At 60.5% G+C, this 25,951-nt stretch carries 26 protein-coding genes; 12 read left to right on the forward strand and 14 right to left on the reverse strand.

The window, feature by feature from the left end; genetic code table 11:
• The first annotated feature begins 3 nt into the window (after window positions 1-3).
• Entirely contained in the window at window positions 4-714 is a 711-nt protein-coding gene (locus tag ACCD00_RS06910; RefSeq protein ID WP_413423082.1) for a FadR/GntR family transcriptional regulator, read from the forward strand.
• A gap of 162 nt (window positions 715-876) precedes the next feature.
• On the opposite strand, the gene ACCD00_RS06915 is transcribed toward ACCD00_RS06910, so the two are convergent.
• Window positions 877-1,788, reverse strand: a complete 912-nt coding sequence (locus tag ACCD00_RS06915) for a DMT family transporter (RefSeq protein ID WP_413423084.1) — start codon at window positions 1,786-1,788, stop codon at window positions 877-879.
• A gap of 96 nt (window positions 1,789-1,884) precedes the next feature.
• Here ACCD00_RS06915 and ACCD00_RS06920 point away from each other — a divergent pair, with 96 nt between their 5' ends.
• Window positions 1,885-2,748 (forward strand): LysR family transcriptional regulator, encoded by an 864-nt coding sequence (locus ACCD00_RS06920; RefSeq protein WP_413423086.1) that lies wholly within the window; start codon window positions 1,885-1,887, stop codon window positions 2,746-2,748.
• A gap of 41 nt (window positions 2,749-2,789) precedes the next feature.
• Here ACCD00_RS06920 and yegQ read toward each other — a convergent pair whose 3' ends face one another.
• Window positions 2,790-4,115, reverse strand: coding sequence for a tRNA 5-hydroxyuridine modification protein YegQ (yegQ, locus tag ACCD00_RS06925; RefSeq protein WP_413423088.1), 1,326 nt, complete (start codon window positions 4,113-4,115; stop codon window positions 2,790-2,792).
• A 160-nt stretch (window positions 4,116-4,275) separates the two neighbouring features.
• Between yegQ and ACCD00_RS06930 the strand changes: the two genes are divergently transcribed.
• Window positions 4,276-5,337 carry an AI-2E family transporter gene (locus ACCD00_RS06930; RefSeq protein ID WP_413423090.1) on the forward strand — a complete coding sequence of 354 codons (1,062 nt, stop codon included), beginning with the start codon at window positions 4,276-4,278 and terminating at the stop codon, window positions 5,335-5,337.
• Here the strand turns inward: ACCD00_RS06930 and ACCD00_RS06935 are convergent.
• The 3 genes from ACCD00_RS06935 to ACCD00_RS06945 form a co-directional block, all read right to left on the reverse strand.
• The gene (locus ACCD00_RS06935) at window positions 5,334-5,525 is read right to left on the reverse strand and encodes a hypothetical protein (RefSeq protein ID WP_413423092.1); all 192 of its coding nucleotides are present in this window, start codon (window positions 5,523-5,525) and stop codon (window positions 5,334-5,336) included. The two genes, ACCD00_RS06930 and ACCD00_RS06935, sit on opposite strands and share 4 nt — an antisense overlap.
• A 115-nt stretch (window positions 5,526-5,640) precedes the next feature.
• Window positions 5,641-5,835: a hypothetical protein gene (locus ACCD00_RS06940; protein WP_085718913.1), complete on the reverse strand. Its 195-nt coding sequence runs from the start codon at window positions 5,833-5,835 to the stop codon at window positions 5,641-5,643.
• Between the two features lie 234 nt (window positions 5,836-6,069).
• Entirely contained in the window at window positions 6,070-6,432 is a 363-nt protein-coding gene (locus ACCD00_RS06945; protein WP_413423094.1) for a hypothetical protein, read from the reverse strand.
• Between the two features lie 246 nt (window positions 6,433-6,678).
• Here ACCD00_RS06945 and ACCD00_RS06950 point away from each other — a divergent pair, with 246 nt between their 5' ends.
• Window positions 6,679-7,497: a shikimate 5-dehydrogenase gene (locus ACCD00_RS06950; RefSeq protein WP_413423096.1), complete on the forward strand. Its 819-nt coding sequence runs from the start codon at window positions 6,679-6,681 to the stop codon at window positions 7,495-7,497.
• A 9-nt stretch (window positions 7,498-7,506) separates the two neighbouring features.
• Entirely contained in the window at window positions 7,507-8,025 is a 519-nt protein-coding gene (locus ACCD00_RS06955; RefSeq protein WP_413423098.1) for a cupin domain-containing protein, read from the forward strand.
• A gap of 270 nt (window positions 8,026-8,295) precedes the next feature.
• Here ACCD00_RS06955 and pdxJ read toward each other — a convergent pair whose 3' ends face one another.
• From pdxJ to lptF, 8 genes are all read right to left on the reverse strand, one after another.
• The gene (gene pdxJ / locus ACCD00_RS06960) at window positions 8,296-9,042 is read right to left on the reverse strand and encodes a pyridoxine 5'-phosphate synthase (RefSeq protein ID WP_413423100.1); all 747 of its coding nucleotides are present in this window, start codon (window positions 9,040-9,042) and stop codon (window positions 8,296-8,298) included.
• A gap of 49 nt (window positions 9,043-9,091) precedes the next feature.
• Window positions 9,092-9,781, reverse strand: a complete 690-nt coding sequence (recO, locus tag ACCD00_RS06965; RefSeq protein ID WP_413423102.1) for a DNA repair protein RecO — start codon at window positions 9,779-9,781, stop codon at window positions 9,092-9,094.
• A 162-nt stretch (window positions 9,782-9,943) separates the two neighbouring features.
• On the reverse strand, window positions 9,944-10,846 hold the full coding sequence (gene era, locus ACCD00_RS06970) for a GTPase Era (protein WP_008020290.1): 903 nt from the start codon (window positions 10,844-10,846) through the stop codon (window positions 9,944-9,946).
• Window positions 10,839-11,528, reverse strand: coding sequence for a ribonuclease III (rnc, locus tag ACCD00_RS06975; protein ID WP_007973960.1), 690 nt, complete (start codon window positions 11,526-11,528; stop codon window positions 10,839-10,841). Before rnc ends, era begins: the two co-directional genes overlap by 8 nt.
• 173 nt (window positions 11,529-11,701) lie before the next feature.
• Complete coding sequence (gene lepB / locus ACCD00_RS06980; RefSeq protein ID WP_413423105.1) at window positions 11,702-12,556, reverse strand: signal peptidase I; 855 nt, start codon at window positions 12,554-12,556, stop codon at window positions 11,702-11,704.
• A 5-nt stretch (window positions 12,557-12,561) separates the two neighbouring features.
• Entirely contained in the window at window positions 12,562-14,361 is a 1,800-nt protein-coding gene (gene lepA, locus ACCD00_RS06985; protein ID WP_322615950.1) for a translation elongation factor 4, read from the reverse strand.
• A gap of 171 nt (window positions 14,362-14,532) precedes the next feature.
• The gene (gene lptG / locus ACCD00_RS06990; RefSeq protein WP_413423107.1) at window positions 14,533-15,594 is read right to left on the reverse strand and encodes an LPS export ABC transporter permease LptG; all 1,062 of its coding nucleotides are present in this window, start codon (window positions 15,592-15,594) and stop codon (window positions 14,533-14,535) included.
• Complete coding sequence (lptF, locus tag ACCD00_RS06995; protein ID WP_413423109.1) at window positions 15,587-16,705, reverse strand: LPS export ABC transporter permease LptF; 1,119 nt, start codon at window positions 16,703-16,705, stop codon at window positions 15,587-15,589. The genes lptG and lptF overlap by 8 nt, the downstream gene beginning before the upstream one ends.
• Window positions 16,706-17,112: 407 nt before the next feature.
• On the opposite strand from lptF, the gene ACCD00_RS07000 reads away from it, so the two are divergent.
• The 3 genes from ACCD00_RS07000 to ACCD00_RS07010 are packed head-to-tail and all read left to right on the forward strand — an operon-like array spanning window position 17,113 to window position 19,484.
• Entirely contained in the window at window positions 17,113-18,603 is a 1,491-nt protein-coding gene (locus ACCD00_RS07000; RefSeq protein WP_413423111.1) for a leucyl aminopeptidase, read from the forward strand.
• 60 nt (window positions 18,604-18,663) lie between these two features.
• The gene (locus ACCD00_RS07005; RefSeq protein WP_008020283.1) at window positions 18,664-19,092 is read left to right on the forward strand and encodes a DNA polymerase III subunit chi; all 429 of its coding nucleotides are present in this window, start codon (window positions 18,664-18,666) and stop codon (window positions 19,090-19,092) included.
• An 8-nt stretch (window positions 19,093-19,100) separates the two neighbouring features.
• The gene (locus ACCD00_RS07010; protein ID WP_413423113.1) at window positions 19,101-19,484 is read left to right on the forward strand and encodes a DNA polymerase III subunit chi; all 384 of its coding nucleotides are present in this window, start codon (window positions 19,101-19,103) and stop codon (window positions 19,482-19,484) included.
• A 129-nt stretch (window positions 19,485-19,613) separates the two neighbouring features.
• Here ACCD00_RS07010 and ACCD00_RS07015 read toward each other — a convergent pair whose 3' ends face one another.
• Window positions 19,614-20,381, reverse strand: coding sequence for a sulfite exporter TauE/SafE family protein (locus ACCD00_RS07015; protein ID WP_413423115.1), 768 nt, complete (start codon window positions 20,379-20,381; stop codon window positions 19,614-19,616).
• A 99-nt stretch (window positions 20,382-20,480) separates the two neighbouring features.
• Between ACCD00_RS07015 and ACCD00_RS07020 the strand changes: the two genes are divergently transcribed.
• The 4 genes from ACCD00_RS07020 to leuA all read left to right on the forward strand — a co-directional run bounded on the left by ACCD00_RS07020 (window position 20,481) and on the right by leuA (window position 25,802).
• On the forward strand, window positions 20,481-21,371 hold the full coding sequence (locus tag ACCD00_RS07020; RefSeq protein WP_413423117.1) for a LysR family transcriptional regulator: 891 nt from the start codon (window positions 20,481-20,483) through the stop codon (window positions 21,369-21,371).
• Between the two features lie 42 nt (window positions 21,372-21,413).
• Entirely contained in the window at window positions 21,414-22,793 is a 1,380-nt protein-coding gene (gene xseA, locus ACCD00_RS07025; RefSeq protein ID WP_413423119.1) for an exodeoxyribonuclease VII large subunit, read from the forward strand.
• Between the two features lie 3 nt (window positions 22,794-22,796).
• Entirely contained in the window at window positions 22,797-23,618 is an 822-nt protein-coding gene (locus ACCD00_RS07030) for a peptidoglycan DD-metalloendopeptidase family protein (protein WP_413423121.1), read from the forward strand.
• 504 nt (window positions 23,619-24,122) lie between these two features.
• Window positions 24,123-25,802 (forward strand): 2-isopropylmalate synthase, encoded by a 1,680-nt coding sequence (leuA, locus tag ACCD00_RS07035; RefSeq protein WP_413423123.1) that lies wholly within the window; start codon window positions 24,123-24,125, stop codon window positions 25,800-25,802.
• The last annotated feature ends 149 nt before the right edge of the window (window positions 25,803-25,951 follow it).

The raw sequence follows: 25,951 nt of genomic DNA on the forward strand, positions 1-25,951 counted from the left end.
CTCATGCAAGACGACCTCGAAGCACCCGCCCGCAAGCGCAGCCACAACCTGGCCCATGACCTGGTGGAAAAACTGACCCAGCGCATCCTGCTCGGCCAGATGTTGCCAGGTGACAAGTTGCCGTCGGAGAACACCATCGTTCAGGAGCACGGGGTCAGTCGTACGGTGGTGCGTGAGGCGATCTCCAAGTTGCAGGCCTCGGGGCTGGTGGAAACCCGGCACGGCATTGGCACGTTTGTGATCGAGCGCGCACCGGAGCAGGGGCTGCGGCTGAATGTCGACACGGCGTTGGGGGTGCGCAGCATTCTGGAGTTGCGCATGGGCCTGGAAACCCAGGCGGCCGCACTGGCGGCGACTCGCCGCACCGATCTGCAACTGGTGCAGATGCGTGAAGCGCTGGATGACTATCAAAGCCTGCTGGCCAACAACGACAGTTGTGTCGAAGCGGACCGGCGTTTTCATCTGCTGATCGCCGAAGCCACCGGCAACCTGTGCTTCACCGAAATCATGCAGCACCTGGGCAGTGCCATGATCCCGCGCACCCGGGTCAACGCCGCCGAGCGTGGTGCAGTGGACTTGAGCAAGCTCGGCGAGTTGGCCAACCTCGAGCACGAGGCGATCCTCAATGCCATCAGGCGCCAGGACCCGGATGCGGCGCGGGCGGCCATGTGGCTGCACCTGACCAACAGTCGCGACCGGTTTTCGCCCAGCTGACTGCTATTTGGGTGTTTTGTCAGTGACACCCAATCATCGTTCTTCGCGAGCAAGCCCGCTCCCACAGGGTTTTATGTTTGCCGCAGTTCTTGAGCACACATCACAACCTGTGGGAGCGGGCTTGCTCGCGAAGGCGCCGGCCCAGACGGCGCAAAGCATGGATCAGACCCGAGCAACCTGAACAACCACAGGCCGCCGCTCCAGATTCAACGCCAGCACACTTGCCAACACCACCAACCCGCCGACCACGATCATCAGCGTCGGCCGCTCGCCGAGCGCATAAGACGCAATCACCATCGCCGTCGGCGGCGTCAGATACAGGGTCATCGTTGCCCGACTCAAATCGACATGCGCCAGTACATAGGCCCAGGCCAGGTACGCCAGGGCACTCGGGAAAATCCCCAGGGTGAATACGGCGAACTGTACGTGCAGCGGCGCCCGGGCGACCTGATCCATAAGGCCGGGCAGAAAGATCAACAACAGCGCCGTCCCGGACCACACCGTGTAACACACCAGTGTCAGCCCGTCGTAACGCCCGGTGTGATGTTTTTGCAGGGCGAAGTAGAGACTCCAGGACACCGCCGCCAGCAGGATCAGCAAGCCGTGGGCATCGAGGCTGCCCAGGCCATGATCGCCGGCCACCACTATCACCACGCCAAACAACCCGAGCAGCACACAACCCCAGCGCCACAGGCTTACCTGATCCTTGAACACGAAGCGCGCGATCAGCGTGCTGAACAGCGGCGTGGTCTGGGCCAGGACGCTCGAAGCGCCGGCGCTGACACCCTGTTGCCCGAAATTGATCGCCACGTGGTGCAGGCTCACGGCAAAGAATCCCAGGCCGAACATCAGCGGCAGGTCTCGCAGGCTGGGCAGGCGGATGCCCTTGAATATCGCGACCACGGCCATGAACGCGGAGGCCAGCAGGAAGCGCAGGAGTGCCAGGTGCGCGGGGTCGTAGGCTTGCAAGCCGATATGAATGCCGGTCGGGGAGAATCCCCAGCACACCACGACAAACGCCATGGCCAGGATGATTTTCCAGGGTGATACGGGGGAGGGGTTGAGCGGTGTCATGGTCGTGCACCTGTGGGCGGATGCACCGAGTATCAGAAAGCGCATCGTTCGCCACAACTGACTTATACTGCGCTAACCGTTCACTTTTGGTGATGTATGGAGCTGGCACAGATTCGCATGTTCAAGACCGTGGCCGAGGTCGGCAGCATCGCCCGTGCAGCGGAGGTGCTGCATTGCGTGCCGTCGAACATCACGGCACGGATCAAGGCTCTTGAGGCCGAACTGGGTGTCGCGCTGTTTCTGCGCGAAGGGCGAGGGCTGCGCATCAGCCCGTCGGGGCAGACCTTCCTGGCCTACGCCTCGAAAATTCTCGCCCTCACCGCCGAGGCCAAACGCGCGGTCGACCCGTCGGCCGAACCCTCCGGGCCGTTGCGCATCGGGGCCATCGAGTCGTCGGCCACCGGGCGTTTGCCGCGTCTGCTGGCGAAATTCCACAAGCGTTTCCCGCAGGTAGCGCTGGAACTGACCACCGGCTCCTGGGGGCAGTTGCTCGACGACACGCTCAATCACAAACTCGACGGTGCAATCGTGGCGGTGGATGTCGAGCGTTCGCACCTCAAGCGCACGCCGATGTACCGCGAAGACTTGCTGCTGATCGCCTCGACATCCCTGGGGCCGCTGCGGGACATCAGCGATTTGCAGGGCCAGACCGTGTTCATGTGGCCCCAGGGCTGTCCGTACCGGGCGGCGCTGGAGCATTGGTTACTGCGCCAGGGGCAGGCGCTGCCGATTGTCAGCCTGGCCAGTTATGGCGCGATTGTCGGTTGTGTCAGCGCCGGGGCTGGCGTGGCACTGGTGCCCAAGGGGATCTTTGACCAATACGCCAAAGGCGCGGGGTGCGCGGGGTTTGAGTTCCCCGAACTGACCGCCGTCGACAACCTGTTTTACTGGCACGAAAACGCCGGGGTTCACCCGGCGCGTGAGGCGTTTGTGGCGATGCTCCGCGAGGAGTTCGCGTAACGCAGAATCTGTGGGAGCGAGCAAGCCCGCTCCCACAGGGGTTACGGCATGTTGATATCTCGCATTAGCAGGCCAAAACTCAGATCCACCGCATCCGGTATCGGCAGGTAAACGGTGTGCCCGTCGCCCGGTGCAACGTCGATCGCTTCACCCCTGGCGTTTTGCAACAGATGCAGATCGAAGTGGAAGTTGCCCTTGGGCGTCATCAGTTCCATGTGGTCGCCCAGGCCGAAGCGGTTCTTCACCTTGACTTCGGCCAGGCGATCTCGCCGCTCGCCGGTCAATTCACCGACAAACTGTTGCCGCTCCGACACTGAGCTGCCGTTCTGGTAGTTCTGGTACTCGTCATGCACATGCCGACGCAGAAAACCTTCGGTGTAGCCGCGCTGGGCGAGGGATTCCAGGTCGGTCATCAGGCTGCGATCGAAGGCCCGGCCCGCCGCCGCGTCGTCGATGGCCCGGCGATAAACCTGGGTGGTGCGTGCGCAATAGAAGTGGGATTTGGTCCGGCCTTCGATTTTCAGGGAGTGCACGCCCATGTGCGTCAGGCGTTCGACGTGCTGCACGGCGCGCAGGTCCTTGGCGTTCATGATGTAAGTGCCGTGCTCATCTTCGAAGGCGGGCATCTGTTCCCCGGGACGATTGGCTTCCTGCAACAGGAACACCTGATCGGTGGGTGCGCCGATGCCCAGGGTCGGTTCGGGTTCGAATGTCCGGACGATCTCGCCGAGCTGGTTTTCCGTGGCCGGCTGCGCCGTGTATTTCCAGCGACAGGCGTTGGTGCAGGTGCCTTGATTGGCATCGCGCCGGTTCATGTAGCCTGACAGCAGGCAGCGCCCGGAATAGGCCATGCACAACGCGCCGTGCACGAATACTTCCAGTTCCATGGCGGGTACTTGCTGGCGAATCTCGGCGATTTCCTCCAGTGACAGCTCCCGCGACAGGATGATCCGGCTCAAGCCTTGCTGCTGCCAGAACTCGACACTTGCCCAGTTCACGGTATTGGCTTGCACCGAAAGGTGGATCGGCATCTGCCGATAGTGCCGGCGCACCAGCATGATCAGGCCGGGGTCGGACATGATCAGCGCATCCGGGGCCATCGCGATCACCGGTTCAAGGTCCTTGAGGAAGGTCTTGAGCTTGGCGTTGTGCGGCGCGATGTTCACCACCACGTAGAAGCGCTTGCCCTGAGCCTGCGCTTCGCGAATGCCAAGGGCCAGGTTGGCGTGGTCGAATTCGTTGTTGCGCACCCGCAGGCTGTAGCGCGGCTGGCCGGCGTACACGGCATCGGCGCCGTAGGCGAAGGCGTAACGCATGTTTTTCAGGGTGCCGGCGGGGGCGAGCAGTTCTGGTGCGGTGAGGTTCATGGCGGAGTCGATCGCAAAAGCCGCGTAGGGTAAATGCCTTGTGCCGGGGTTTTATTGACCTGGATCCATACCAGATCAACAAACCGATGGCACTCGCGCGAGCTGCAGCGGACTAAACATCAGGGCGGAAGTTTTTCGTCCCCGCTGGCACGGAACGGACATGAACGAAACGACCCTGCAGGACAAATCGCTGACGGTTTTGCTGGTGCTGGTCAGCGCGGCCTTCATCTGGATCCTGCTGCCGTTCTACGGCGCGGTGTTCTGGGCGGTGATCCTCGGCATCGTCTTTGCGCCACTGCAGCGTCGGCTGCAATTGAAGTTCGGCTGGCAACGCAACCTCACGTCGCTGTGCACATTGAGCATTTGCCTGGTGATTGCGATTCTGCCGGTGATCATCACCAGCGCCTTGCTGGTTCAGGAGGGCGCGACACTCTACAAAAGCGTCGAGAGCGGCGAGCTCGACATTGCCGGGTACGTGGCGCAGTTCAAGCACAGCCTGCCGCCGTATTTCCAGCACCTGCTGGATCGCTTCGGCATGGGCGAGTTGAATGGGCTGCGAGAGAAAATCGTCAAAAGCGCGATGACCGGCGGGCAGGTGCTGGCCTCCCAGGCGTTCAGTTTCGGCCAGGGCACGTTCGAGTTCATCGTCAGTTTCTTCATCATGCTGTACTTGCTGTTCTTCTTCCTGCGTGACGGTGCGGAACTGGCGCGCAAGGTACGCATGGCGGTGCCGTTGCAGGAACAGCAGAAACGCCGTTTGCAGCTCAAGTTCAATCGTGTGGTGCGGGCCACGGTGAAGGGCAACCTGCTGGTGGCCATCACGCAAGGCGTGCTGGGCGGTCTGATTTTCTGGTTTCTGGACATTCCCAGTGTGTTGCTCTGGGCGGTGTTGATGGCGTTTTTGTCGCTACTGCCGGCGGTGGGGGCGGGAATAGTCTGGGCGCCGGTGGCGGTGTTTTTCCTGCTCACCGGGGCGATCTGGCAGGGCGTGGTGCTGGGGCTGTTCGGGACCTTCGTGATCGGGCTGGTGGATAACCTGCTCAGGCCGTTGCTGGTGGGCAAGGACACCAGGATGCCGGACTACATGATCCTGATCTCGACCCTCGGCGGCCTGGCGGTTTTCGGCTTGAACGGCTTTGTCATCGGGCCGTTGATCGCGGCCCTGTTCATGTCGAGCTGGGCCATTTTCATCGAAACCAAACCGCGGGTGCAGCTGCCTTAGGCGCTGAACCTGCCCGACTGCGCGGTACCGATGCGTTGCGACAGCGCCTGGGCGGCGGGCAGCGAAGTGAGCGGACCGCTGATCTGCACGCCATCCTGCACCAGATACCAGCAGGCGAGCATGCCCATCTCTCTGAGCTGTGGGGGGACGGCGCTGCCGATAACGGACATGATTTGAACCTGGGACATGACAAGTACCTCCATCAATCTGTGGAGTTACTTTAAGGTCCGGGTGCCTTGAGGGGTAATCAACGCTTTCGATAGTGGTCATTGATGCCAGCGGGGGCAAACGACCGTTGGTCGGTCAGTTGACCACCTGATCGAGCATATGAACCACTTCCTGCTCGTTGAGCAGGCCCTTGCGCACCAGGTTTTGCGTCAACAGCGAGAGAAACTTGGCGCTGCGATGACCTTCCAGGTGCTTGAGTTCGGTCAGTGCGTTGTAGACCTTGCTGGAGGTGCACAGACCGACGATGCGGTGCGGGTTTTGCGTTGGCATGTGGTCGTCCTTGTTGTTATCAACCTGTTATCGACGGACAGCCCCGAGCTTGCGGAACTGTCATGACAAAAATATGACCGTTTTGCGCTGCGCGGCAGAAAACGGGTCAGTCCATCTTGCCAATTTCCACCACGCGCACTGTCCCGATAGCGACCTTGGCGAGATTTTTCCAGACCTGCACCGACAAACGGGCATAAAAAAGCCCCGCTGTTTCAGCGGGGCCGGGTGAGCCCGTTACCAGCGACCGTGTCCGTAGTAGCCGCGTGGCGGACCGTAGTAGTAACCATGGGGTGGTCCGTAGTAAACCGGCGCCGGACGGTAGTAGATCGGTTGTTGCACGTAGACCGGAGCCGGCTGGTAGTAAACCGGAGGCGGTGGTGCGTAATAGGCCGGCGCGGGCTGGTAGTAGACCGGTTGCGGTGCGACATAGACCGGTCGGTTCGCGTTGATCAGGGCCGAGCCGACAATGGCAGTACCGACGATCGCGCCAAACACCGCCGGGCCTTGCCAGTAATTACCGCCACCATGGGCTTGCGCCTGTCCTGCGATAGCGAGGGCGCCGATCAGCAAGGCTACTGTGGGGACTTTACGGATCATGATAGTTCCTCGGTTCTTCAGCCCGGCGCTTGTGTCTGCAATAGACCCAAGGATTGTCGCGGGGATACTTCTAAGACAGCGTTTTTCTGAAAAACAGCACGGCCGTTGGGTAAATTTTGTGTAAGGTCTGTACCGACTTTCTTACCGACCCGTTCAAGCCCGTGCGCACAGGCTTATATGATCGATCAGAACCCGATGGCGGGCTAATCCCGTCCATCCGAAAAGTGCATTTGAAGGAGCTTCCCCATGCAGATGAACCCCAACAAAGACACCCAGCTGTGCATGTCCCTTTCAGGGCGTCCCGGGAACTTTGGTCTGCGTTTTCATAATCATCTGTATGAACAGCTGGGTCTGAATTTTTACTACAAGGCCTTTGCCAGTCAGGACCTGCCGGGTGCCGTTGCCGGCATTCGCGCCCTGCGGATTCGTGGCTGTGGCGTGTCGATGCCGTTCAAGGAAGCCAGCATTGCCCTGGTCGATGAACTCGACGCGTCTGCCGCCGCCATTCAATCGATCAACACCATCGTCAACACCGACGGCCATCTCAAGGCCTACAACACCGATTACATCGCCGTTGCCCAGTTGCTGGAAAAGCACCAGGTGCCCAAGGACTCGACCTTTGCCTTGCGCGGCAGCGGCGGCATGGCCAAGGCCGTGGCGAGCGCCTTGCGCGATGGCGGGTATGAACACGGCCTGATCGTGGCCCGCAACGAGCGCGCCGGGCGGGCGCTGGCGCAGTCGTTGGGGTATGAGTGGCAAGCCGAGCTGGGCAATCGTCGCCCGCAGATGCTGGTCAACGTCACCCCGATCGGCATGACGGGAGGACCGGAGGCCGATCAACTGGCCTTTGAAGCTGATGTGATCGAAAAAGCGGAAACTGTGTTCGATGTGGTGGCGATTCCCTCGGAAACGCCGTTGATCGTGCGTGCTCGTGCCGAAGGCAAGCGGGTCATCACCGGCCTGGAAGTGATCGCGATCCAGGCACTGGAGCAATTTGTGCTCTATACCGGCGTACGGCCGACAGAAGAGCAATTCCACAAGGCAGTCGCGTTCGCCCGCAGCTAGGAGGTGTCCATGCATCCGCCCATTCTCAATCTGGATTCGGTCGAGCTTGAACCGTTGCCCGAAGCGTTTGCGCCGACGGGTGAAACCGCCGGTCGCTATCAACAGCGCCTGGCCCGTGTCGGCCAGCAACTGGGGGCGCAAAAGCTTGGTTATCGCTTGTATGTGCTGGAGCCAGGCATGCGCGGCAGCCCGTTTCACAGTCATCGGGTCAATGAGGAAATGTTCTATGTCGTGGCCGGGCAAGGGCAAGTCCGCCTGGGATCGGAACGTTTTCCAATCCGCGCCGGTGATGTGATCGCCTGCCCACCGGGCGGGCCTGAAAAGGCGCACCAGATCATCAACACCAGCAACGGCGAGTTGCGCTACCTGGCCGTCAGCACCCAGCAATCACCGGAGATCTGTGAATACCCCGATTCCGGCAAATACGCTGTGATGGACGACTTCAAGGTGGATGCCGAAGGTAATGCCTCGGGTTTTGTGGCGGTGGCCCGCCAGGCCGATGGGGTGGATTACTGGGACGGCGAGTAACCACAGGCACCGTCAAACCACTGTAGGAGCGAGCTTGCTCGCGATGGACGTCAACGATAACGCGGGCTGTCTGAATGAACGCGTCGTCTGGACGTTTTTCGCGAGCAGGCTCGCTCCTACAGGTTTTGTGTCCATCACAATTGTCGGTGAGTCCACGATCCACTGTGGGAGCGGGCTTGCTCGCGAAAGCGTCGGCACATTCAGAATTGGTGTGACTGGCAATCCGCTTTCGCGAGCAAGCCCGCTCCCACATTGTTTTTTGTGTTCGGCTTAGGCTTTTGTGGCAGCCGCCAGAATCAGCGCCTTCATTTCCGAAACAGCCGATTTGAACCCAACGAACAGCGCATGGGCCACCAGCGCGTGTCCGATGTTCAGCTCGTTGATGCCCTTGATCGCCGCCACGGCTTCGACGTTGTGATAGTGCAGGCCATGGCCGGCATTGACGATCAGGCCCTGGGCCAGGCCGAAGGCCACGCCATCGGCCACACGCTTGAGTTCTTCAGCGACTTCGGTCGGCGTCTCGGCATCGGCATAACGCCCGGTGTGCAGTTCGATGGCTGGCGCGCCGACACGGCGCGAGGCTTCGATCTGGCGCTCATCGGCATCGATGAACAGCGACACTTCGGAGCCGATCTTCGACAGACGCTCGACCGCCGCCTTGATCCGCGCTTCCTGCCCTGCCACGTCCAGGCCGCCTTCGGTGGTCAGCTCCTGACGGGTTTCCGGTACCAGGCAAATGTGCGCCGGGCGGATGCGCTCGGCGAACTGCATCATTTCTTCGGTGACGCCCATTTCGAAGTTCATGCGGGTTTGCAGCACGTCCTTGAGCAGCAGAACGTCGCGCTCCTGAATGTGCCGACGGTCCTCGCGCAGGTGCACGGTGATGCCGTCAGCGCCCGCCTCTTCCGCGTCCAGTGCCGCCTTGACCGGGTCCGGGTAACGGGTGCCCCGGGCCTGACGCAGGGTGGCAACGTGGTCGATGTTCACGCCAAGAAGAATACGGGTGCTGGTGGTCACGGAAGCGCTCCAGAAGAAGAGAAAGTTCGGTGCACAGCATACGGGGAGACTACGGCTTGCGAAACAGCTCGCGACTGACCAGCGGGCGACCACCCAAATGAACGGCCAATGCCTGGCGCATCAAACGCTTGGCGGCAGACAACGCACCGGGTGCGGACCAGTCGGCTTCGGCCATGGCCAGCAGCTCTACTCCGTTGAACAACCCTGGCTGCAAAAGATAAACCCGCTCCAGCCCTGCATCCACTTGCAAGCGATAGAGACCATCCGGGGCAATGGGTTGATCGTGAATATCGCTGGTCAGGGAAAAACCGTAGCCCAGATCATCGAGCAGGCGCCATTCGAAGGAACGCAGCAACGGTTCCAGTGCACGACCTTCGGCCAAGGCCAGCAAGGTCGCGGCGTAGTGATCGAACACGGCGGGGTGCGGGTCTTCGGCGGGCAGCAGGCGAATCAGCAACTCATTGAGATAAAGGCCACTGAACAGTGCCTCGCCATTCAGCCAGGTGGAAACGCCAGCACTTTCCATGCGCCCGACATTCTTCAGCTCTCCCCTGCCCCGAAACTCCACTTCCAGCGGCACGAACGGCCGCGCAAGCGTCCCGGCCTTGCCCCGCGCACTGCGCAACACCGCCCGCAACCGACCTTGCGGCGTGAGGAAATCCACCAGCGCGCTGTTTTCGCGGTAGGCGCGGGAGTGCAGGACGTAGGCGGGTTGGCCGATGGGAGGGGTTTGGGACATGGAACTCTCAATGAAGAATCGCGGTTTTACAGACAACCCCAAACTAATGTGGGAGCGGGCTTGCTCGCGAAAGCGGTGCAACAGCCAACATTAATGCTGAATGTTACATCCTCTTCGCGAGCAAGCCCGCTCCCACAGTAGATCCATGTGCTGCCAGACGATTTACAGGTCGCCATAACCCAACGAACGCAGAGCACGCTCGTCATCGGACCAGCCGCCCTTAACCTTGACCCAGAGGTTGAGCATGATCTTGGAGTCGAACAGCAGCTCCATGTCCTTGCGAGCTTCGGTGCCGATGCGCTTGATGCGCTCGCCCTTGTCGCCAATGATGATTTTCTTCTGGCCATCGCGTTCGACGAGGATCAAGGCATGGATGTGCAAGGTCTTGCCCTGCTGCTTGAACTCTTCGATTTCAACGGTGATCTGGTACGGCAGCTCAGCGCCCATCTGGCGCATGATTTTCTCGCGCACCAGCTCGGCGGCGAGGAAACGGCTGCTGCGGTCGGTGATCTGGTCTTCCGGGAAGAAGTGATCGTTTTCCGGCAGGTGCTCGGCAATCACCCGCTCCAGCGCATCGAGGTTGTGCCCGTGCTGCGCCGAAATCGGCATGATCTGCGCATTCGGCAGCTGTTCCTGCAACCAGGACAGGTGCGGCATCAGCTCGGCCTTGTCTTCGATGCGGTCGGTCTTGTTCAGCGCGACGATCAGCGGGCCGGTCACGTACTGGACGCGCTCGAGAACCATCTGGTCTTCGTCGGTCCACTTGGTGCGGTCGACCACGAAGATCACCACGTCGACGTCTTTCAACGCCGCCGAAGCGGTCTTGTTCATGTAGCGGTTCAGGGCCTTTTCGCCACCCTTGTGCATACCGGGGGTGTCGACGTAGATCGCCTGTACATCGCCCTCGGTCTTGATACCGAGCATGTTGTGACGGGTGGTTTGCGGTTTGCGCGAGGTGATCGCCAGCTTCTGACCCAGGATGTGGTTCAGCAACGTGGACTTGCCCACGTTCGGACGGCCGACGATGGCAACATAGCCACAGCGAGTTGCGTTTGTATCAGTCATTGCCATTCTCCACACCCAGGGCAATCAGTGCTGCGGCGGCCGCTACCTGTTCGGCAATACGACGGCTCACACCCTGACCTCGGCTTTTTTCATTCAGTAAGATGATTTCGCATTCGACGAAGAACGTCCGGCAATGCGGTTCACCCTGGATATCCACCACTTCGTAACGCGGCAGCTCACAACCACGGGACTGCAGGAACTCTTGCAGGCGGGTCTTTGGATCTTTGTTGGTGTCGACCAGCGTCAGGCCTTCGAACTCTCCGGCCAGCCAGGCGAGCACACGCTCACGGGCCACTTCCATGCCAGCATCGAGGTAGATCGCACCGATCAGCGCTTCCAGGGCATCGGCCAGAATCGACTCTCGACGAAAGCCGCCGCTTTTCAGCTCGCCGGAACCCAAGCGCAGGTATTCGCCCAGATCGAAACCACGGGCCAGTACGGCCAGGGTCTCACCTTTCACCAGGCGCGCGCGCAAACGCGACAACTGGCCTTCACGAGCCAGCGGGAAGCGCTCGAACAACGCCTCGCCGGCGACGAAGTTGAGGATGGCGTCACCGAGGAATTCCAGGCGTTCGTTGTTACGCCCGGCAAAACTGCGGTGAGTCAGGGCCAGGACCATCAGTTCCTGATCCTTGAAGGTGTAGCCGAGCTGACGCTCTAGACGGCTTAAGGAGACGCTCACGGTTTACCCACGCTGAGTTCGTGGCTCGATTGTACTGCCATCGCCGTGAGGCGGCGCAGGCTTGGGACAATTAACGCTGTGTTCAAAAATAACGTCCTGAATATCATTGGTTTCATGCTTTCTGTCGGTTCCAGAAATGCATTCGGCGCTGTGTTCAACAGCGCCGTGATTGATTACTTGATCAGGCCAACCCGCGAGAAATTCGGCAGGTGACTGAGTTTGGGTTCCGGCCAGCTCATCCAGACCGCAAAAGCCTTGCCGACGATATTCTTGTCGGGAACCATGCCCAGCAGATCCTTGGGAATGCTCGGATCATCCCAGTAGCGACTGTCGTTCGAGTTGTCGCGGTTGTCGCCCATCATGAAGTAGTGCCCGGCCGGCACGGTCCACGAATGGTCCGGCATTGCGCGGTAGCGACTCATTTCCTTGCGGATCATGTGCTCGGCCGCACCGAGTTTTTCCTTGTAGAGCTCAGCGCTGCCCAGCGTGCCCGGCTCGGAGCCGACCAGTTGTTCGGCAATCGATTGACCGTTGACGAACAGACGCTTGTCGGCGGTGTAGCGAACCGTGTCGCCCGGCAAACCAACCACACGCTTGATGTAGTTGACGTTCGGATCGCTCGGGTAACGGAACACCATGACATCGCCGCGCTGCGGATCACCGACTTCGATGACTTTCCTGTCGATCACCGGCAAGCGGATCCCGTAGGAAAACTTGCTCACCAGAATGAAGTCGCCGACATCCAGGGTTGGCTTCATCGAACCGGAAGGAATCTGGAACGGTTCCACCAGGAACGAACGCAGCACCAGCACGATGAACAACACCGGGAAGAACGACTTGCCGTATTCAACCAGCAGCGGCTCTTTGTTCAGCTTCTCGACCACGACCATGTCAGGCTGGCTGACGCTGCCCTGATAGGAGGCGATGGCCGCACGCCGACGCGGGGCCAGGATCAACAGATCGAGCAACGCCAACAGGCCGCAGACGAACACGGCGATGACCAGCAACAGCGGGAAATTTAGTGACATAGGACCTAACTATCCAACCTGAGCACTGCAAGGAAGGCTTCCTGTGGAATTTCCACGTTGCCGACTTGCTTCATGCGTTTCTTACCGGCCTTTTGCTTTTCCAGCAGCTTTTTCTTACGGCTGACGTCACCGCCGTAGCATTTGGCCAATACGTTCTTTCTGAGCGCCTTGACGGTTGTCCGCGCCACAATCTGCCCGCCAATGGCGGCCTGGATTGCCACGTCGAACATCTGCCGCGGAATCAGATCCTTCATCTTCTCGGTCAACTGGCGACCTTTGTAGTGCGAATTGTCACGGTGCACGATCAGCGCCAGGGCGTCGACCTTGTCACCGTTGATCAGCACGTCCAGTTTCACCAGGCTGGCCGATTGGTAACGATCGAAATGGTAGTCCAGAGAAGCATAGCCGCGACTAGTGGATTTCAGGCGGTCGAAGAAGTCCAGAACCACTTCGTTCATCGGCAGGTCATAGGTCACTTGTACCTGGGAGCCGAGGAACAGCATGTCGACCTGCACACCACGTTTTTCGATGCACAGGGTAATGACGTTACCCAGGTGCTCTTGCGGCACAAGAATATTGGCGCGCACGATCGGCTCGCGCATGTCTTCGATGGCAGACAGGTCCGGCAGCTTGGACGGGTTATCGACGTAGATCGTCTCGCCGGTCTTGAGCAGCAGCTCGAAGATTACCGTCGGCGCCGTGGTGATCAGGTCCAGGTTGTACTCGCGCTCGAGGCGCTCCTGGATGATTTCCATGTGCAGCATGCCGAGGAAGCCGCAACGGAAGCCGAAGCCCAGTGCGTCGGAGCTTTCCGGTGTGTATTGCAACGACGAATCGTTGAGGGTGAGCTTTTGCAGCGCCTCGCGGAAGTCTTCGAAGTCGTCGGAGCTGACCGGGAACAGGCCGGCGTAAACCTGCGGCTGGATGCGCTTGAACCCCGGCAGCACGTCGACGTCCGGCGTCGAGCTCAAAGTCAGGGTGTCGCCCACTGGCGCACCGTGAATATCCTTGATGCTGGCGATGATGAAGCCCACTTCACCGGCCTTCAGGTCGGCGGTAGGGGTGTGTTTCGGGTTGAATACACCGACGCTGTCCACCAGGTGGATCTTGCCGGTGGATTTGACCAGGATCTTGTCGCCCTTCTTCACGCGGCCGTGGCGAACGCGAACCAGGGAGACAACGCCCAGGTAGTTGTCGAACCAGGAGTCGATGATCAACGCTTGCAGCGGATCTTCGATGTTGCCGGTCGGCGCCGGGATGGTGGTCACCAGGCGCTCGAGCACTTCATCGACGCCCAGGCCGGTCTTGGCAGAGCAAGTGACCGCATCGGTGGCATCGATGCCGATGATTTTTTCGATTTCTTCCTTGACGCGCTCCGGATCGGCCTGTGGCAGGTCGATCTTGTTCAGCACCGGCATCACTTCCAGGCCCTGTTCGATCGCCGTGTAGCAGTTGGCAACCGACTGCGCTTCAACACCCTGACCGGCATCGACCACCAGCAGCGCGCCTTCACAGGCAGCCAGCGAACGGCTCACCTCATAGGTGAAGTCAACGTGGCCGGGGGTATCAATGAAGTTCAGCTGGTAATTGATGCCATCGCGAGCCTTGTAATACAGGGTGACGCTGTGCGCCTTGATGGTGATCCCGCGTTCACGCTCAAGGTCCATGGAGTCCAGGACCTGGGCTTCCATTTCGCGCTCGGCAAGGCCGCCGCACATCTGGATGAAGCGATCGGCCAGCGTCGACTTGCCATGGTCAATGTGGGCGATGATGGAGAAATTGCGGATATGACTCAAATCACTCACGGATCAACACTCAAAAAGGCTGCAGGCATAGCCCGCCGAAAAATAGCCGGGAATTGTACCTGATCCACGGCGCAAGCGTCACGTTCGCAGGTCAGACGGCACTTACAAAAACGCCCCGGTCTTGCGACAAGGGCGTTTCTTATGGTCAAAGCGGTCGGAAAATGCCCGCCATCAGCCTGCTCGACGTAACAGCCAGAGCCCCGCCACGGCGCAAACACCCGCCGGTACCAGTACCGAAAGCAACGGTGGGAAGCCAAACACCTGGCTCGAAGGTCCCAGCAGATCCTGAACGATGCGGAAGGTGAAGCCCACCAGCACGCCGGTAAACACGCGCTGGCCCAGGGTCACCGAGCGCAGCGGGCCGAAGATGAAGGAAATCGCCATCAACACCAGGGCGGCAGTCACCAGCGGCTGCAACACCTTGACCCAAAATGCCAGCCAATAGCGGCTGTTGTTCAACCCCTGGTCCGCCAGGTAGTGGATATAACCCCACAGACCGCTGATCGACAATGACTCCGGCACCATGACCACCGTGCTGAGCAATTGCGGACTCAAGGCCACGGCCCAACGCTCGACCGGGGTCGACACCACTTCAGTGCTGCGCTCGTGGAACAGCGTGGTCGTGACGTCCGTCAGCTGCCAGTGATCCGTGTCGAACTCGGCACGCTTGGCGAAGCTCGCCGACAGCATGTGCCGCTCGTTATCGAAACGATAACGGGTCACACCGTACAGGATGCCGTTGGGCTGTACCGAGTTGACGTGAATGAACTCATCGCCCTGGCGGTGCCACAGGCCGTGCTTGGCGCTTTGTGCATCGCCACTGCCCTGGGCCAGCGAGCGATTGGCTTGCGCGGCGGTTTCGGCAGGCGGAGCGATGTACTCCCCGACCAGCAGGCCAGCCAGCATCAATACCAGCATCGGTTTCATGACCGCCCAGACAATCCGGCCGATCGACACACCGGCGGCGCGCATGATGGTCAGCTCACTGTTGCTGGCCAGGCTGCCCAGACCGATCAGGCAACCGATCAGCGCGGCCATCGGCAGCATTTCGTACATCCGGCGCGGCGCAGTCAGCGTCACATAACTCAGAACGTCGACCAGCGTGTAGGTATCGGTGACCTCACTCATCTCATCGATGAAGGCAAACAGTGTCGCCAGACCGAGAATGATCCCGAGCACCGCCAGAATCGCTATCAACACACTGCTACCAATGTAGCGATCCAGCTTAACCACGGGCCACCTCCAGTGCACTGCGGCGACTCGCCCGTTTCAAACGCAAGGGCTCCCAATAGAGCAAGCCCAGACCAATGGCCAGGAAAATTCCGTGCACCCACCACAAGCCCAGCGCCGCGGGGATCTTGCCCTTGTCGAGGGCACCGCGGGCGGCAATCAGAATGGTCAGGTAAGCCATATAAAGAAGAATCGCCGGCAGTAATTTGAGGAATCGGCCCTGACGCGGGTTGACCCGCGACAGCGGCACCGCCATCAAGGTCACGATGAACACCAGCAACGGCAGCGACATCCGCCATTGCAATTCGGCGCGCAGGCGAATGTCTTCACTGCCGATCAAGGTGCTGGTCGGCATCGCATCACGGTCGGTGACTTCGTCGCTGACGTCGGGTTTTGGCAGCAACACACCATACTCGTCGTACTTGATCGCCCGGTAGTCGGCCTGCCCCGGACTGCCGTCATAGCGATAGCCATTATCCAGGATCAGATAGCGGTTGCCGTCCGGACGAATTTCCTGACGCCCCTTTTCCGCCACCAGGACAGAAATTCCGCGATCCTTGTTGTTGGAACTGATGTTCTTTTGCGAGATGAACACACCGCCCAGATTGACCCGGTCATCCGACATGCGTTCGGTGTAGGTGACCCGGGTACCGTCGCGCAGGGCCTGGAAGCGCCCTGGCTCCAGGGTGTCGAATTCGGTCAGGGCATCCTGCTTGTTCAGCAGCAACTGAAACTGGTTGGCCCCTTGTGGCGCAAGGCTCAGGCTCAACCACGCCACGATGAGTGCGACCAGGGTGGCCGGAAACATTGTCATCCAGACCAGTCGTTGCTGGCTCATGCCGGTGGCCGAGAGTACGGTCATTTCGCTTTCGAGGTACAGGCGCCCGTAGGACAACAGGATCCCGAGAAACAGCCCCAGCGGCAGGATCAGCTGGAGGAAGCCCGGCAGTCGAAAGCCCATGATCAGGAACAGCGAACCCGGATCCAGCAGGCCCGAGGCCGCCTGGGCGAGGTATTTGATGAAGCGACCGCTCATGATGATGACCAGCAGCACGGCACTGACCGCGCTCAAGGTCAACAGGACTTCGCGGGATAGATAACGGAAGACGATCAAACCAGACACTCCAGGGTTGTCAGGCTAAGGCGGCCAAACAAGCAAACGTATCGGACGGCCCGCAAGACAGGGCCACCGAAAAAAAGATGGCGCATTATCCTGTGATTGGGTGCGCCTGTCACTGCGCAATGCATGGAAACGCCTGTAGGAGCGAGCTCGCTCGCGAAGGTCGTCAACGATAACGTGGGGAGCCTGAAACCCCGCGGCGGTCTCAGGTTCTTCGCGAGCAATCGAGCGTCGACCGGCTGCTCCTACAATCGTGCAGCCGAGGGTTGTCAGGCGCCGCTGGCGAGGTTCAAACTGCGGCCTTCGTCGCCGATCGGTATTGGCGCCTTCCATTTTATAAGCAAGCGACGCAGACCACTGTCGGACGCTTGCGTGCTAACCATCAATTCAGGGACCCGGACATGGAACTGGTTGTAAAAAGCGTCAACCCGGAAACGTTGAAGACCGCCACGCTGGTGGTTTCCGTTGGCGAAGATCGCAAGCTCGGTGCAGTTGCCAAACAACTCGATGAATTGAGCGGCGGCGCGATCAGCGCAGTGCTCAAGCGCGGCGATCTGGCCGGCAAGGTTGGCCAGAGCCTGTTGCTGCACAGCCTGCCGAACCTCAAGGCCGAGCGTGTACTGCTGGTGGGCGTTGGCAAGGACGACGAGCTGGGTGACCGCCCGTTCCGCAAAATCATCGCCGGCATCCTCAACACAGTGAAAGGCCTGGGTGGCAGCGATGCGGTGCTGGCCCTGGATGAACTGGTCGTCAAAGGTCGCGACAGCTATGGCAAGACTCGCCTGCTGGCCGAGACCCTGGTGGACGGCGAGTACACCTTCGATCAGTTCAAGAGCCAGAAAGCCGAACCCCGCTCCCTGAAGAAAATCACCCTGCTGACCATCAAGGCAGCTCAGGCTGAAGTGCAGCGCGCCGTAACCCACGCCACCGCCATCGCCAACGGCATGGCCTTTACCCGCAACCTGGGCAACCTGCCGCCAAACATCTGCCACCCGACCTTCCTCGGTGAACAGGCCAAAGACCTGGGCAAAGAATTCAAGGACCTGAAGGTCGAAGTCCTCGACGAGAAGAAGATCAAGGCCCTGGGTATGGGCTCGTTCTACGCCGTGGGCCAGGGCAGCGCCCAGCCACCACGCCTGATCGTCATGCAATACAACGGCGGCAAGAAATCCGAGAAGCCGTATGCGCTGGTCGGCAAAGGCATCACCTTCGACACCGGCGGCATCAGCCTCAAGCCGGGCGCCGGCATGGATGAAATGAAGTACGACATGGGCGGCGCCGCCAGCGTGTTCGGCACCCTGCGTGCCGTGCTGGAACTGAAGCTGCCGATCAACCTGGTGTGCATCCTGGCCTGCGCCGAGAACATGCCAAGCGGCAACGCTTCGCGCCCGGGCGACATCGTCACCACCATGAGCGGCCAGACCGTGGAAATCCTCAACACCGACGCCGAAGGCCGTCTGGTGCTGTGCGACGCACTGACCTACTCCGAGCGCTTCAAGCCGCAAGCGGTCATCGACATCGCGACCCTGACCGGCGCCTGCGTAGTCGCCCTGGGTTCCCACACGTCGGGCCTGCTGGGCAACAACGACGAACTGATCGGCCAACTGCTGAGCGCCGGCAAGGCTGCCGACGACCGCGCCTGGCAACTGCCGCTGTTCGATGAGTACCAGGAACAGCTGGACAGCCCGTTCGCCGACATCGCCAACATCGGCGGCCCGAAAGCCGGCACCATCACCGCGGCCTGCTTCCTGTCGCGCTTCACCAAGAACCTGAACTGGGCGCACCTGGACATCGCCGGCACCGCATGGACCAGCGGCGGCAAGGACAAGGGCGCCACTGGCCGTCCGGTTCCGCTATTGACCCAATACCTGCTGGACCGCGCCAAGGCCTGAAACCGATGACCTTGGGTGGCGCTACTTTCAGGTGGCGCTGCTCAAGGCTCAGGAACTGCAATGACCAAAGTCGACTTCTATATCCTGCCCAGCGCCGATCCTTCGGCACGCCTGGATTTCGCCTGCAAGCTCACCGAAAAAGCCTGGCGCATGGGCCACCGTGTCTACCTGCATTGCAGCGACGCTGCCCAGCGTGACGATCTCGACGCACGCCTCTGGACGTTCAAGGGTGAAAGCTTCGTGCCCCACGGCCCCGCCGAAAGCGAACCGGATGGCTTGATTGTCCTGGGCCTTGGTGACGATTGCGGTCAGCATCAGGATTTGCTGGTCAACCTCGACCTGAAAGTCCCGGCCTTCGCCCAGCGTTTCGCCCGCGTGGCGGAAGTGGTGGTGGAAGACCCGACGATTCGCCAGGCCGCGCGGGAGAGTTTCCGTTTCTACCGCGAACAGGGCTATCCTCTGCAAGATCACCGTTTACAGCGACTCTGAGCCTTCCAATGGACACTCCAAAACCGCTGCAACAGTCCGCGCACCTGCTGGACGACCTCGAGTCGATCCGCCAATTGCTCGGCGATGACAACCTGCAACCGCCCCTGCTGACCGACACGGTCGAGGATGGCGATCAGGAACAGATCCCCATGTTGTTCGACGCCGTGAGCGAGCCTTCGCCGCCCGTGGTACCGACACCCCCTGCCCCCACCGTTGAACCTGCCGCCAGCAAGAAGCCGGATGACTTGCTGCACCTGGACAGCGAACTGCGCGCCGCCGCGCAGTTGATCATGCAAGACGTGATCGACGATTTCGCCCCGCACATCGAGACCGAAATCAAACGCCGCCTCAGTGCACGGCTGGAGCGGTTGTTGAGCCAGTACAACGATTGAGAGGCCGGTTGTATTTAGGAGCGAGCTTGCTCGCGATGGGCGCTAACGATAACGCGTGTTTCCTGATAAAACGCGTCGCCCTCACGTCCATCGCGAGCAAGCTCGCTCCTACAGGTCTGCACCGAACATTCAGGTGCTCAGGTAGCGCCCGATCAATGCGATCCCGCTCACCAGCACCAGCCACGTCACCAGCCGCACGAACGCCTCGCGGGACAAGCGCATGGTCAGCCGCCGACCGACCCACAGCCCCAGCGCCATGGCCGGCAACAGACAAACCGCCAGCACCAGCAACGGCAGATCGGCATACACACCGGCGATAACAAACAGACTCAAACGCACCACCGTACTGCAACTGATCAATGCACTCTGGGTGGCCCGGGCCGCCTCCTTGGGCAAACGGCTGTTCAAGTAGATCGCATAGAGAAAGCCGCCGCTGCCAAACAAGGCGCCAAACATTCCGCCCACCGTCCCCATTGGCAGTGCCCACACCGCGGACAACTGCGTCGGCCGGGTTTTGACCCACAGGCTGTAGATCGCATAGGCGCTGATAAACAGCCCCATTAACAGCAACAACAGGTCGGACTTGAGGTTCAGCAGGAAAATCACCCCCAGCGTGCACCCCACCGCCATGCAAGGCAGCAACCGCAACAGCTCCGGCCTCGCCACATCGCGCCGCGACGGCAGCAGATTGCCGAATGCCGCGACAAAATCGAGCAACACCAGCAACGGCACGATCTTCGACAGCGGCATGAACAGAATCAGAATCGGCCCCGCCACCAGCGCGGTGCCGAAACCGGCGATGCCGAACACGATGTAGGCCAGGGCAATGCCAAAGCCAATCACCAGCCAATCCACTACGCCGAAAGGCCATTGGCTCAACAACGTCAATGCGCTCATTGCAGCGCTCCTCTATTTAAGTTCGCTGACTTTAGCCATCGCTGAGCGTTGCGACTAATATCATCAAAGTCACTGACCCATCTCAAAAAGGCATGCCTTGTGCTTTCAATCCGGCAACTGCGTTACTTCGTTGAAATCGCTGAATGCGGCAGTTTCGGCGCCGCAGCCGAGCGTCTGTTCATCGCCCAGTCGGCCCTGAGCCGGCAAATCAAGGACATGGAAGTCCACCTGCAAACCCCACTTTTCGAACGTACTGCGCGGCGGCCCCAACTCACACCAGCGGGCGAGGCTTTTTTACCCCGCGCCAAAAACCTGTTGAGCGAGCTGATCAAGGCCAGCGACATGGCCACCAGGATCGGCAATGGTCAACACGGCACCTTACGTTTGAGCCATTCCAGCACTGTACCCATGAGCGGCCGACTGCTGCGCAGCGTCGACCGTTATCTCGAACATCATCCCGGCGTGTCCATGGACATCGCTCAGTTGTCTTCCGAGGCGCAGCTGCAAGAGTTGGCAGACGGCCGACTGGACATCGGCCTATTGCGCCTGCCAGTGCTCCGTCAGTGTGAAGAGGTGCAGATCGACCCGCTCTACGACGAACCTTTACTGGTGGCAGTCCCGCCCGATCACTGGCTGGCCAGGGACAAATCCGGGCAGCAAATCAACCTGGGGCAGCTACGCGACGAAGCGTTTATTTCCATCCCGCATCCCCAGCGAGGCGGTCTTAGCTACCTGTCTGCCGAGTTGTGCATGCGCCAGGGCTTCTTTCCCAAAGCAGCTCGGGTAATGTCGCGTAAAACCACGCAACTGCAACTGATCCAAGCGGGATTTGGTATAGCCCTCTTGCCGGAATCGATGCAGGACATTGCGCCACCCGACGTTCATTTCCTGCCTTTGGCAGATCCCGGCAGTCATAGCAGCGTCGCTCTGGCGTACCGCAAACACCCGACGGCACTGGTTCAACAGTTCCTCGAGCATTTGGTGATATAGGGGTCGTGCATTCACTTGAAGAATGCCTTTAAACTGCGCCCCATGATTAAAGATCCCTTTGCAAGACTCGGCCTGGACCGCGAAGTCCTGACCGTCAGCCAGCTCAACGGCCGTGCGCGGGTGTTGCTCGAAGACGTGTTCAGCAACATCTGGGTCGAAGGCGAAATCTCCAACCTCGCCCGCCCGGCTTCCGGCCATGTGTACTTCACCCTAAAGGACAGCGGCGCCCAGGTCCGTTGTGCGCTGTTCCGGCAGAACGCGGCACGGGTTCGCCAGGCATTGAAGGACGGGCTCGCGGTCAAGGTGCGCGGCAAAGTCTCGTTGTTCGAAGGGCGCGGCGATTATCAACTGATCCTCGACACCGTCGAGCCGGCCGGCGATGGCGCCTTGCGCCTGGCCTTCGATGCACTCAAGGAAAAGCTCAGCGCCGAAGGCCTGTTCAGTGCCGAGCGCAAGGTCCCGCTGCCGGCGCACCCGCAACGCATCGGCATCATCAGTTCGCCCACCGGGGCGGTGATCCGCGACATCATCAGCGTGTTCCGCCGTCGCGCACCCCAGGTGCAGTTGACGCTGATCCCCACCGCCGTACAGGGCCGCGAAGCCACCGCGCAAATTGTCCGCGCCCTGAAACTGGCGGATGCCCGCGGCTTCGACGCACTGATCCTGGCCCGCGGCGGTGGTTCGCTGGAAGACCTCTGGTGCTTCAACGAAGAAGCCGTGGCCCGCGCCGTAGATGCTTGCGTGACGCCAATTGTCAGCGCCGTCGGCCATGAAACCGACGTGTCGATCAGCGACTTCGTGGCCGACGTTCGCGCGCCCACCCCTTCCGCTGCCGCCGAATTGCTGGCCCCGGACTCCAGCGATCTGGTGCGCCGAGTCGAAAGCCTGCACCGACGGTTGGTGATGCGCATGCGTGACCGCTTGATGCGCGATCGACTACGCCTGGAAGGCATTTCCCGGCGCCTGCGGCATCCCGGCGAGCGCCTGCGCCAGCAAGCGCAACGCCTGGATGACCTGGACATGCGCATGCGCCGCGCGTTCGAGCGCAGCCTCAACACCCGTCGCGAACGCTTGATCCGCCTGGAAACCCGTTTGGCCGCACAACATCCGGGCCGGCAACTGGCACTGCTTCGCCAGCGTCTCGACAGCCTGGCCGAACGCCTGCCGCGCGCCATCCGCGAAGGGCTGAAAAGTCGTCGCCTGCAATTGCACAGCCAGATGCAGACACTGCATGTGGTCAGCCCGTTGGCAACGCTCGGCCGTGGTTACAGCATTTTGCTGGACGAGCGCGGCAACGCGATCCGCAGCGCCGCACAAACCCATACCGGCCAGCGCCTGAAGGCCAAGCTGGGCGAAGGCGAACTGCAAGTGCGGGTCGAAGACAATCACCTGACACCTGTCACCCTTTCTTTACTGGATTGATCCATGCCGCGTTTCCTGGCTCCATTGCTATTGCTGTGCCTGACCGTCAACGCCCACGCCGACAGCTACATCACCCGGCTGCTGAACAAACCGGTACCGGGCGGCGTTGCGGTGGTGGACCTGGGCACGTCTGCCCAGGTGCCAAAAGCCACTTATCAAGGCAAACCCGTCCTGGTCGTGAAAGAACAGAACAACTGGCTGGCCATCGTCGGCGTGCCGCTGACGGTCAAGCCGGGGACTCAATCGGTCAGCAGCGGCGGTCGTAATCTGGATTTCACGGTTGGCAACAAGAAATACCCGGAACAGCGCATCACTCTGAAGAACACCCAGCAGGTCAATCCAGACCCGGAAAATCTCAAGCGTATCGAGCGTGAACTGGCCGAGCAGATTGCCGCTTACCGCACGTTCAGCCCCAACACCCCGAGTAACCTGCTGCTGGACAAACCGGTGAACGGGCCGCTGTCGAGCAAATTCGGCGTGCGTCGCTTTTTCAATGGTGAAGAGCGCAACCCCCACGCTGGCCTGGACTTCGCCGTGCCGGCTGGCACACCGATCAAGACCCCGGCGGGCGGCCAAGTGATCCTGATCGGCAACTATTTCTTCAACGGCAACACGGTGTTCGTCGACCACGGTCAGGGCTTTATCAGCATGTTCTGCCACATGTCGAAAATCGACGTGAAGGTGGGGCAACAACTGGCTCGGGGCGCGGTGGTCGGGAAAGTCGGTGCAACCGGCCGCGCGACCGGACCGCACATGCACTGGAACATCAGCCTGAACGACGCGCGGGTGGATCCGGCCATCTTTATTGGCGCATTCCAGCCTTGAATCCTTGGCGAGGCTGATGGCCTCTTCGTGGGCAAGCCCGCTCCCACAGTGTCCGGCGGTGTTCACAACATTTGTGTTCACTGCAAAAAACCTGTGGGAGCGGGCTTGCTCGCGAAGACGGCATTGCAGTCACCAGAAAAACCCAAGGCTGCCCCCAACCCCGCCCCCCGAAATCCTGCTTTACACAATTGCGCACAGCTCAAACCTCGCGCAAACAACAAAACAATCACTGCCAATCACAGCAATAAAATCTCGATAAACACTCGTTCACGAGTATTCCTCTCAATTTTTTTCGACTGCTTGCCAACCTTCACCCCCGCGGTTAGGGTTGAAGGCATGAAAACCTCTCACACCCTCATTCAGCTCCGCCAGCACCGCAGCCTGTGCCTCGTCAGCGCACGACTGCCGGGCTGAATCGTGGTGCCTCGTCCCAAGCGTTACGCCAAGAACTTTTGATCCACCGGCAGGCCGCCTTTTTTCGGCCCACACAATAAGGATTTCCTGATGAGCATGCTCAAAGACCCGTCTTCGAAATACCGCGCGTTCCCGACCATCGACATTCCGGATCGCACCTGGCCATCGAAAACCATCACTGCCGCGCCGATCTGGTGCAGTTCCGACCTGCGCGACGGCAACCAGTCGCTGATCGAACCGATGGACGCCGTCAAGAAGCTGCGCTTCTGGAAAACCCTCGTGCAGGTCGGCGTGAAGGAAATCGAAGCGTCGTTCCCGGCCGCCTCGCAAACCGACTTCGACTTCGTGCGCACCCTGATCGAAGGTGGCCACATCCCGGATGACACCACCATCCAGGTGCTGACCCAGGGCCGTGAAGACCTGATCGCGCGCACCTTCGAATCCCTGCGCGGCGCGAAGAAAGCCATCGTTCACCTGTACAACGCGACCTCCCCTTCCTTCCGCCGCATTGTCTTCAACCAGGACAAGGACGGGATCAAGGAAATCGCCGTGAGCGCGGCCAAGCTGTTCGTCAAATATGCCGCCCAGCAACCGGAAACCGAGTGGACTTTCGAGTACTCGCCGGAAACCTTCAGCGCCACCGAGCTTGAATTCGCCAAGGAAGTCTGCGACGCGGTGATCGAAGTGTGGAACCCGACGCCCGAGCACAAGATGATCCTCAATCTGCCGGCCACCGTCGAATGCGCGACCCCGAACATCTATGCCGACCAGATCGAATGGTTTGGCCGTCACATCAACCGTCGTGACAGCGTGATCATCAGCCTGCACACCCACAACGACCGTGGCACCGGCGTTGCCGCCACCGAGCTGGGCCTGATGGCCGGCGCCGACCGTGTCGAAGGCTGCCTGTTCGGTAACGGCGAGCGCACCGGTAACGTCGATCTGGTGACCGTGGCCCTGAACATGTACACCCAGGGCCTTGACCCTGAACTGGACTTCTCCGACATCGACGGCGTGCGCAAAGTCGTCGAAGAGTGCAACCAGATCCAGGTGCACCCGCGTCACCCATACGTCGGCGACCTCGTGCACACCGCGTTCTCCGGCTCGCACCAGGATGCGATCCGCAAGGGCTTTGCCCAGCAGAAACCGGACGCACTGTGGGAAGTACCGTACCTGCCAATCGACCCGGCCGACATCGGCCGCAGCTACGAGGCGGTCATCCGCGTCAACAGCCAGTCGGGCAAGGGTGGTATCGCCTACCTGCTGGAACAGGAATATGGCATCAGCCTGCCGCGTCGCATGCAGATCGAGTTCAGCCAGGTCGTGCAGCGTGAAACCGACCGTCTGGGCCTGGAAATGACCGCCCAGCAAATCCACGCATTGCTGCACAGCGAGTACTTGCAGGCCAACACCCCGTACGCGCTGGTCAGCCATCGCCTGCAGGAAGAAAACGGCCACAGCTCCGTTGAAGTGGAAGTGGCCAGCAAAGGCCAGGGCGAAACCAATCTGCACTGGCGCGGCAAGGGCAACGGCGCCCTGGAAGCGCTGGTGGCCGGCTTGCCGGTACCGGTGGAAATCATGGACTACAACGAGCACGCCATCGGCGCGGGCACCAATGCCAAGGCCGCGGCCTACATTGAACTGCGTGTGAACGGCGAACGCGCGGTGCATGGCGTTGGCATCGACGAAAACATCACCACCGCCAGCTTCAAGGCCCTGTTCAGCGCACTGAACCGCTCGCTGAGCCAGCCGGAAGCGAAAGCGGCGTAACCCATCGCTGAAATGCAAAAGGCCTCAAGGTGCGAACCTTGGGGCCTTTTTGTTTGCCTGCAGATTTTTGTGGTGCCTTTCCCGGCCCCTTCGCGAGCAAGCCCGCTCCCACAGGGGAACGCAATCCAAATGTGGGAGCGGGCTTGCTC

Source organism: Pseudomonas sp. Pseusp3 (assembly GCF_047304225.1).
Lineage (GTDB): Bacteria > Pseudomonadota > Gammaproteobacteria > Pseudomonadales > Pseudomonadaceae > Aquipseudomonas > Aquipseudomonas fluorescens_CD.

Excerpts from the sequence above, each read along its gene's own strand:
- ACCD00_RS06950 (WP_413423096.1), top strand. The coding sequence starts at position 6,679 with ATGCAGATGAACCCCAACAAAGACACCCAGCTGTGCATGTCCCTTTCA.
- leuA (WP_413423123.1), top strand. The coding sequence starts at position 24,123 with ATGAGCATGCTCAAAGACCCGTCTTCGAAATACCGCGCGTTCCCGACC.
- ACCD00_RS06945 (WP_413423094.1), bottom strand. The coding sequence starts at position 6,432 with ATGATCCGTAAAGTCCCCACAGTAGCCTTGCTGATCGGCGCCCTCGCT.
- ACCD00_RS07005 (WP_008020283.1), top strand. The coding sequence starts at position 18,664 with ATGACCAAAGTCGACTTCTATATCCTGCCCAGCGCCGATCCTTCGGCA.
- ACCD00_RS06940 (WP_085718913.1), bottom strand. The coding sequence starts at position 5,835 with ATGCCAACGCAAAACCCGCACCGCATCGTCGGTCTGTGCACCTCCAGC.
- ACCD00_RS06915 (WP_413423084.1), bottom strand. The coding sequence starts at position 1,788 with ATGACACCGCTCAACCCCTCCCCCGTATCACCCTGGAAAATCATCCTG.
- ACCD00_RS07000 (WP_413423111.1), top strand. The coding sequence starts at position 17,113 with ATGGAACTGGTTGTAAAAAGCGTCAACCCGGAAACGTTGAAGACCGCC.
- recO (WP_413423102.1), bottom strand. The coding sequence starts at position 9,781 with ATGTCCCAAACCCCTCCCATCGGCCAACCCGCCTACGTCCTGCACTCC.
- xseA (WP_413423119.1), top strand. The coding sequence starts at position 21,414 with ATGATTAAAGATCCCTTTGCAAGACTCGGCCTGGACCGCGAAGTCCTG.
- lepB (WP_413423105.1), bottom strand. The coding sequence starts at position 12,556 with ATGTCACTAAATTTCCCGCTGTTGCTGGTCATCGCCGTGTTCGTCTGC.
- ACCD00_RS06930 (WP_413423090.1), top strand. The coding sequence starts at position 4,276 with ATGAACGAAACGACCCTGCAGGACAAATCGCTGACGGTTTTGCTGGTG.
- ACCD00_RS07015 (WP_413423115.1), bottom strand. The coding sequence starts at position 20,381 with ATGAGCGCATTGACGTTGTTGAGCCAATGGCCTTTCGGCGTAGTGGAT.
- ACCD00_RS06920 (WP_413423086.1), top strand. The coding sequence starts at position 1,885 with ATGGAGCTGGCACAGATTCGCATGTTCAAGACCGTGGCCGAGGTCGGC.
- era (WP_008020290.1), bottom strand. The coding sequence starts at position 10,846 with ATGACTGATACAAACGCAACTCGCTGTGGCTATGTTGCCATCGTCGGC.
- ACCD00_RS06955 (WP_413423098.1), top strand. The coding sequence starts at position 7,507 with ATGCATCCGCCCATTCTCAATCTGGATTCGGTCGAGCTTGAACCGTTG.
- ACCD00_RS07030 (WP_413423121.1), top strand. The coding sequence starts at position 22,797 with ATGCCGCGTTTCCTGGCTCCATTGCTATTGCTGTGCCTGACCGTCAAC.
- ACCD00_RS06910 (WP_413423082.1), top strand. The coding sequence starts at position 4 with ATGCAAGACGACCTCGAAGCACCCGCCCGCAAGCGCAGCCACAACCTG.
- ACCD00_RS06935 (WP_413423092.1), bottom strand. The coding sequence starts at position 5,525 with ATGTCCCAGGTTCAAATCATGTCCGTTATCGGCAGCGCCGTCCCCCCA.
- ACCD00_RS07010 (WP_413423113.1), top strand. The coding sequence starts at position 19,101 with ATGGACACTCCAAAACCGCTGCAACAGTCCGCGCACCTGCTGGACGAC.
- yegQ (WP_413423088.1), bottom strand. The coding sequence starts at position 4,115 with ATGAACCTCACCGCACCAGAACTGCTCGCCCCCGCCGGCACCCTGAAA.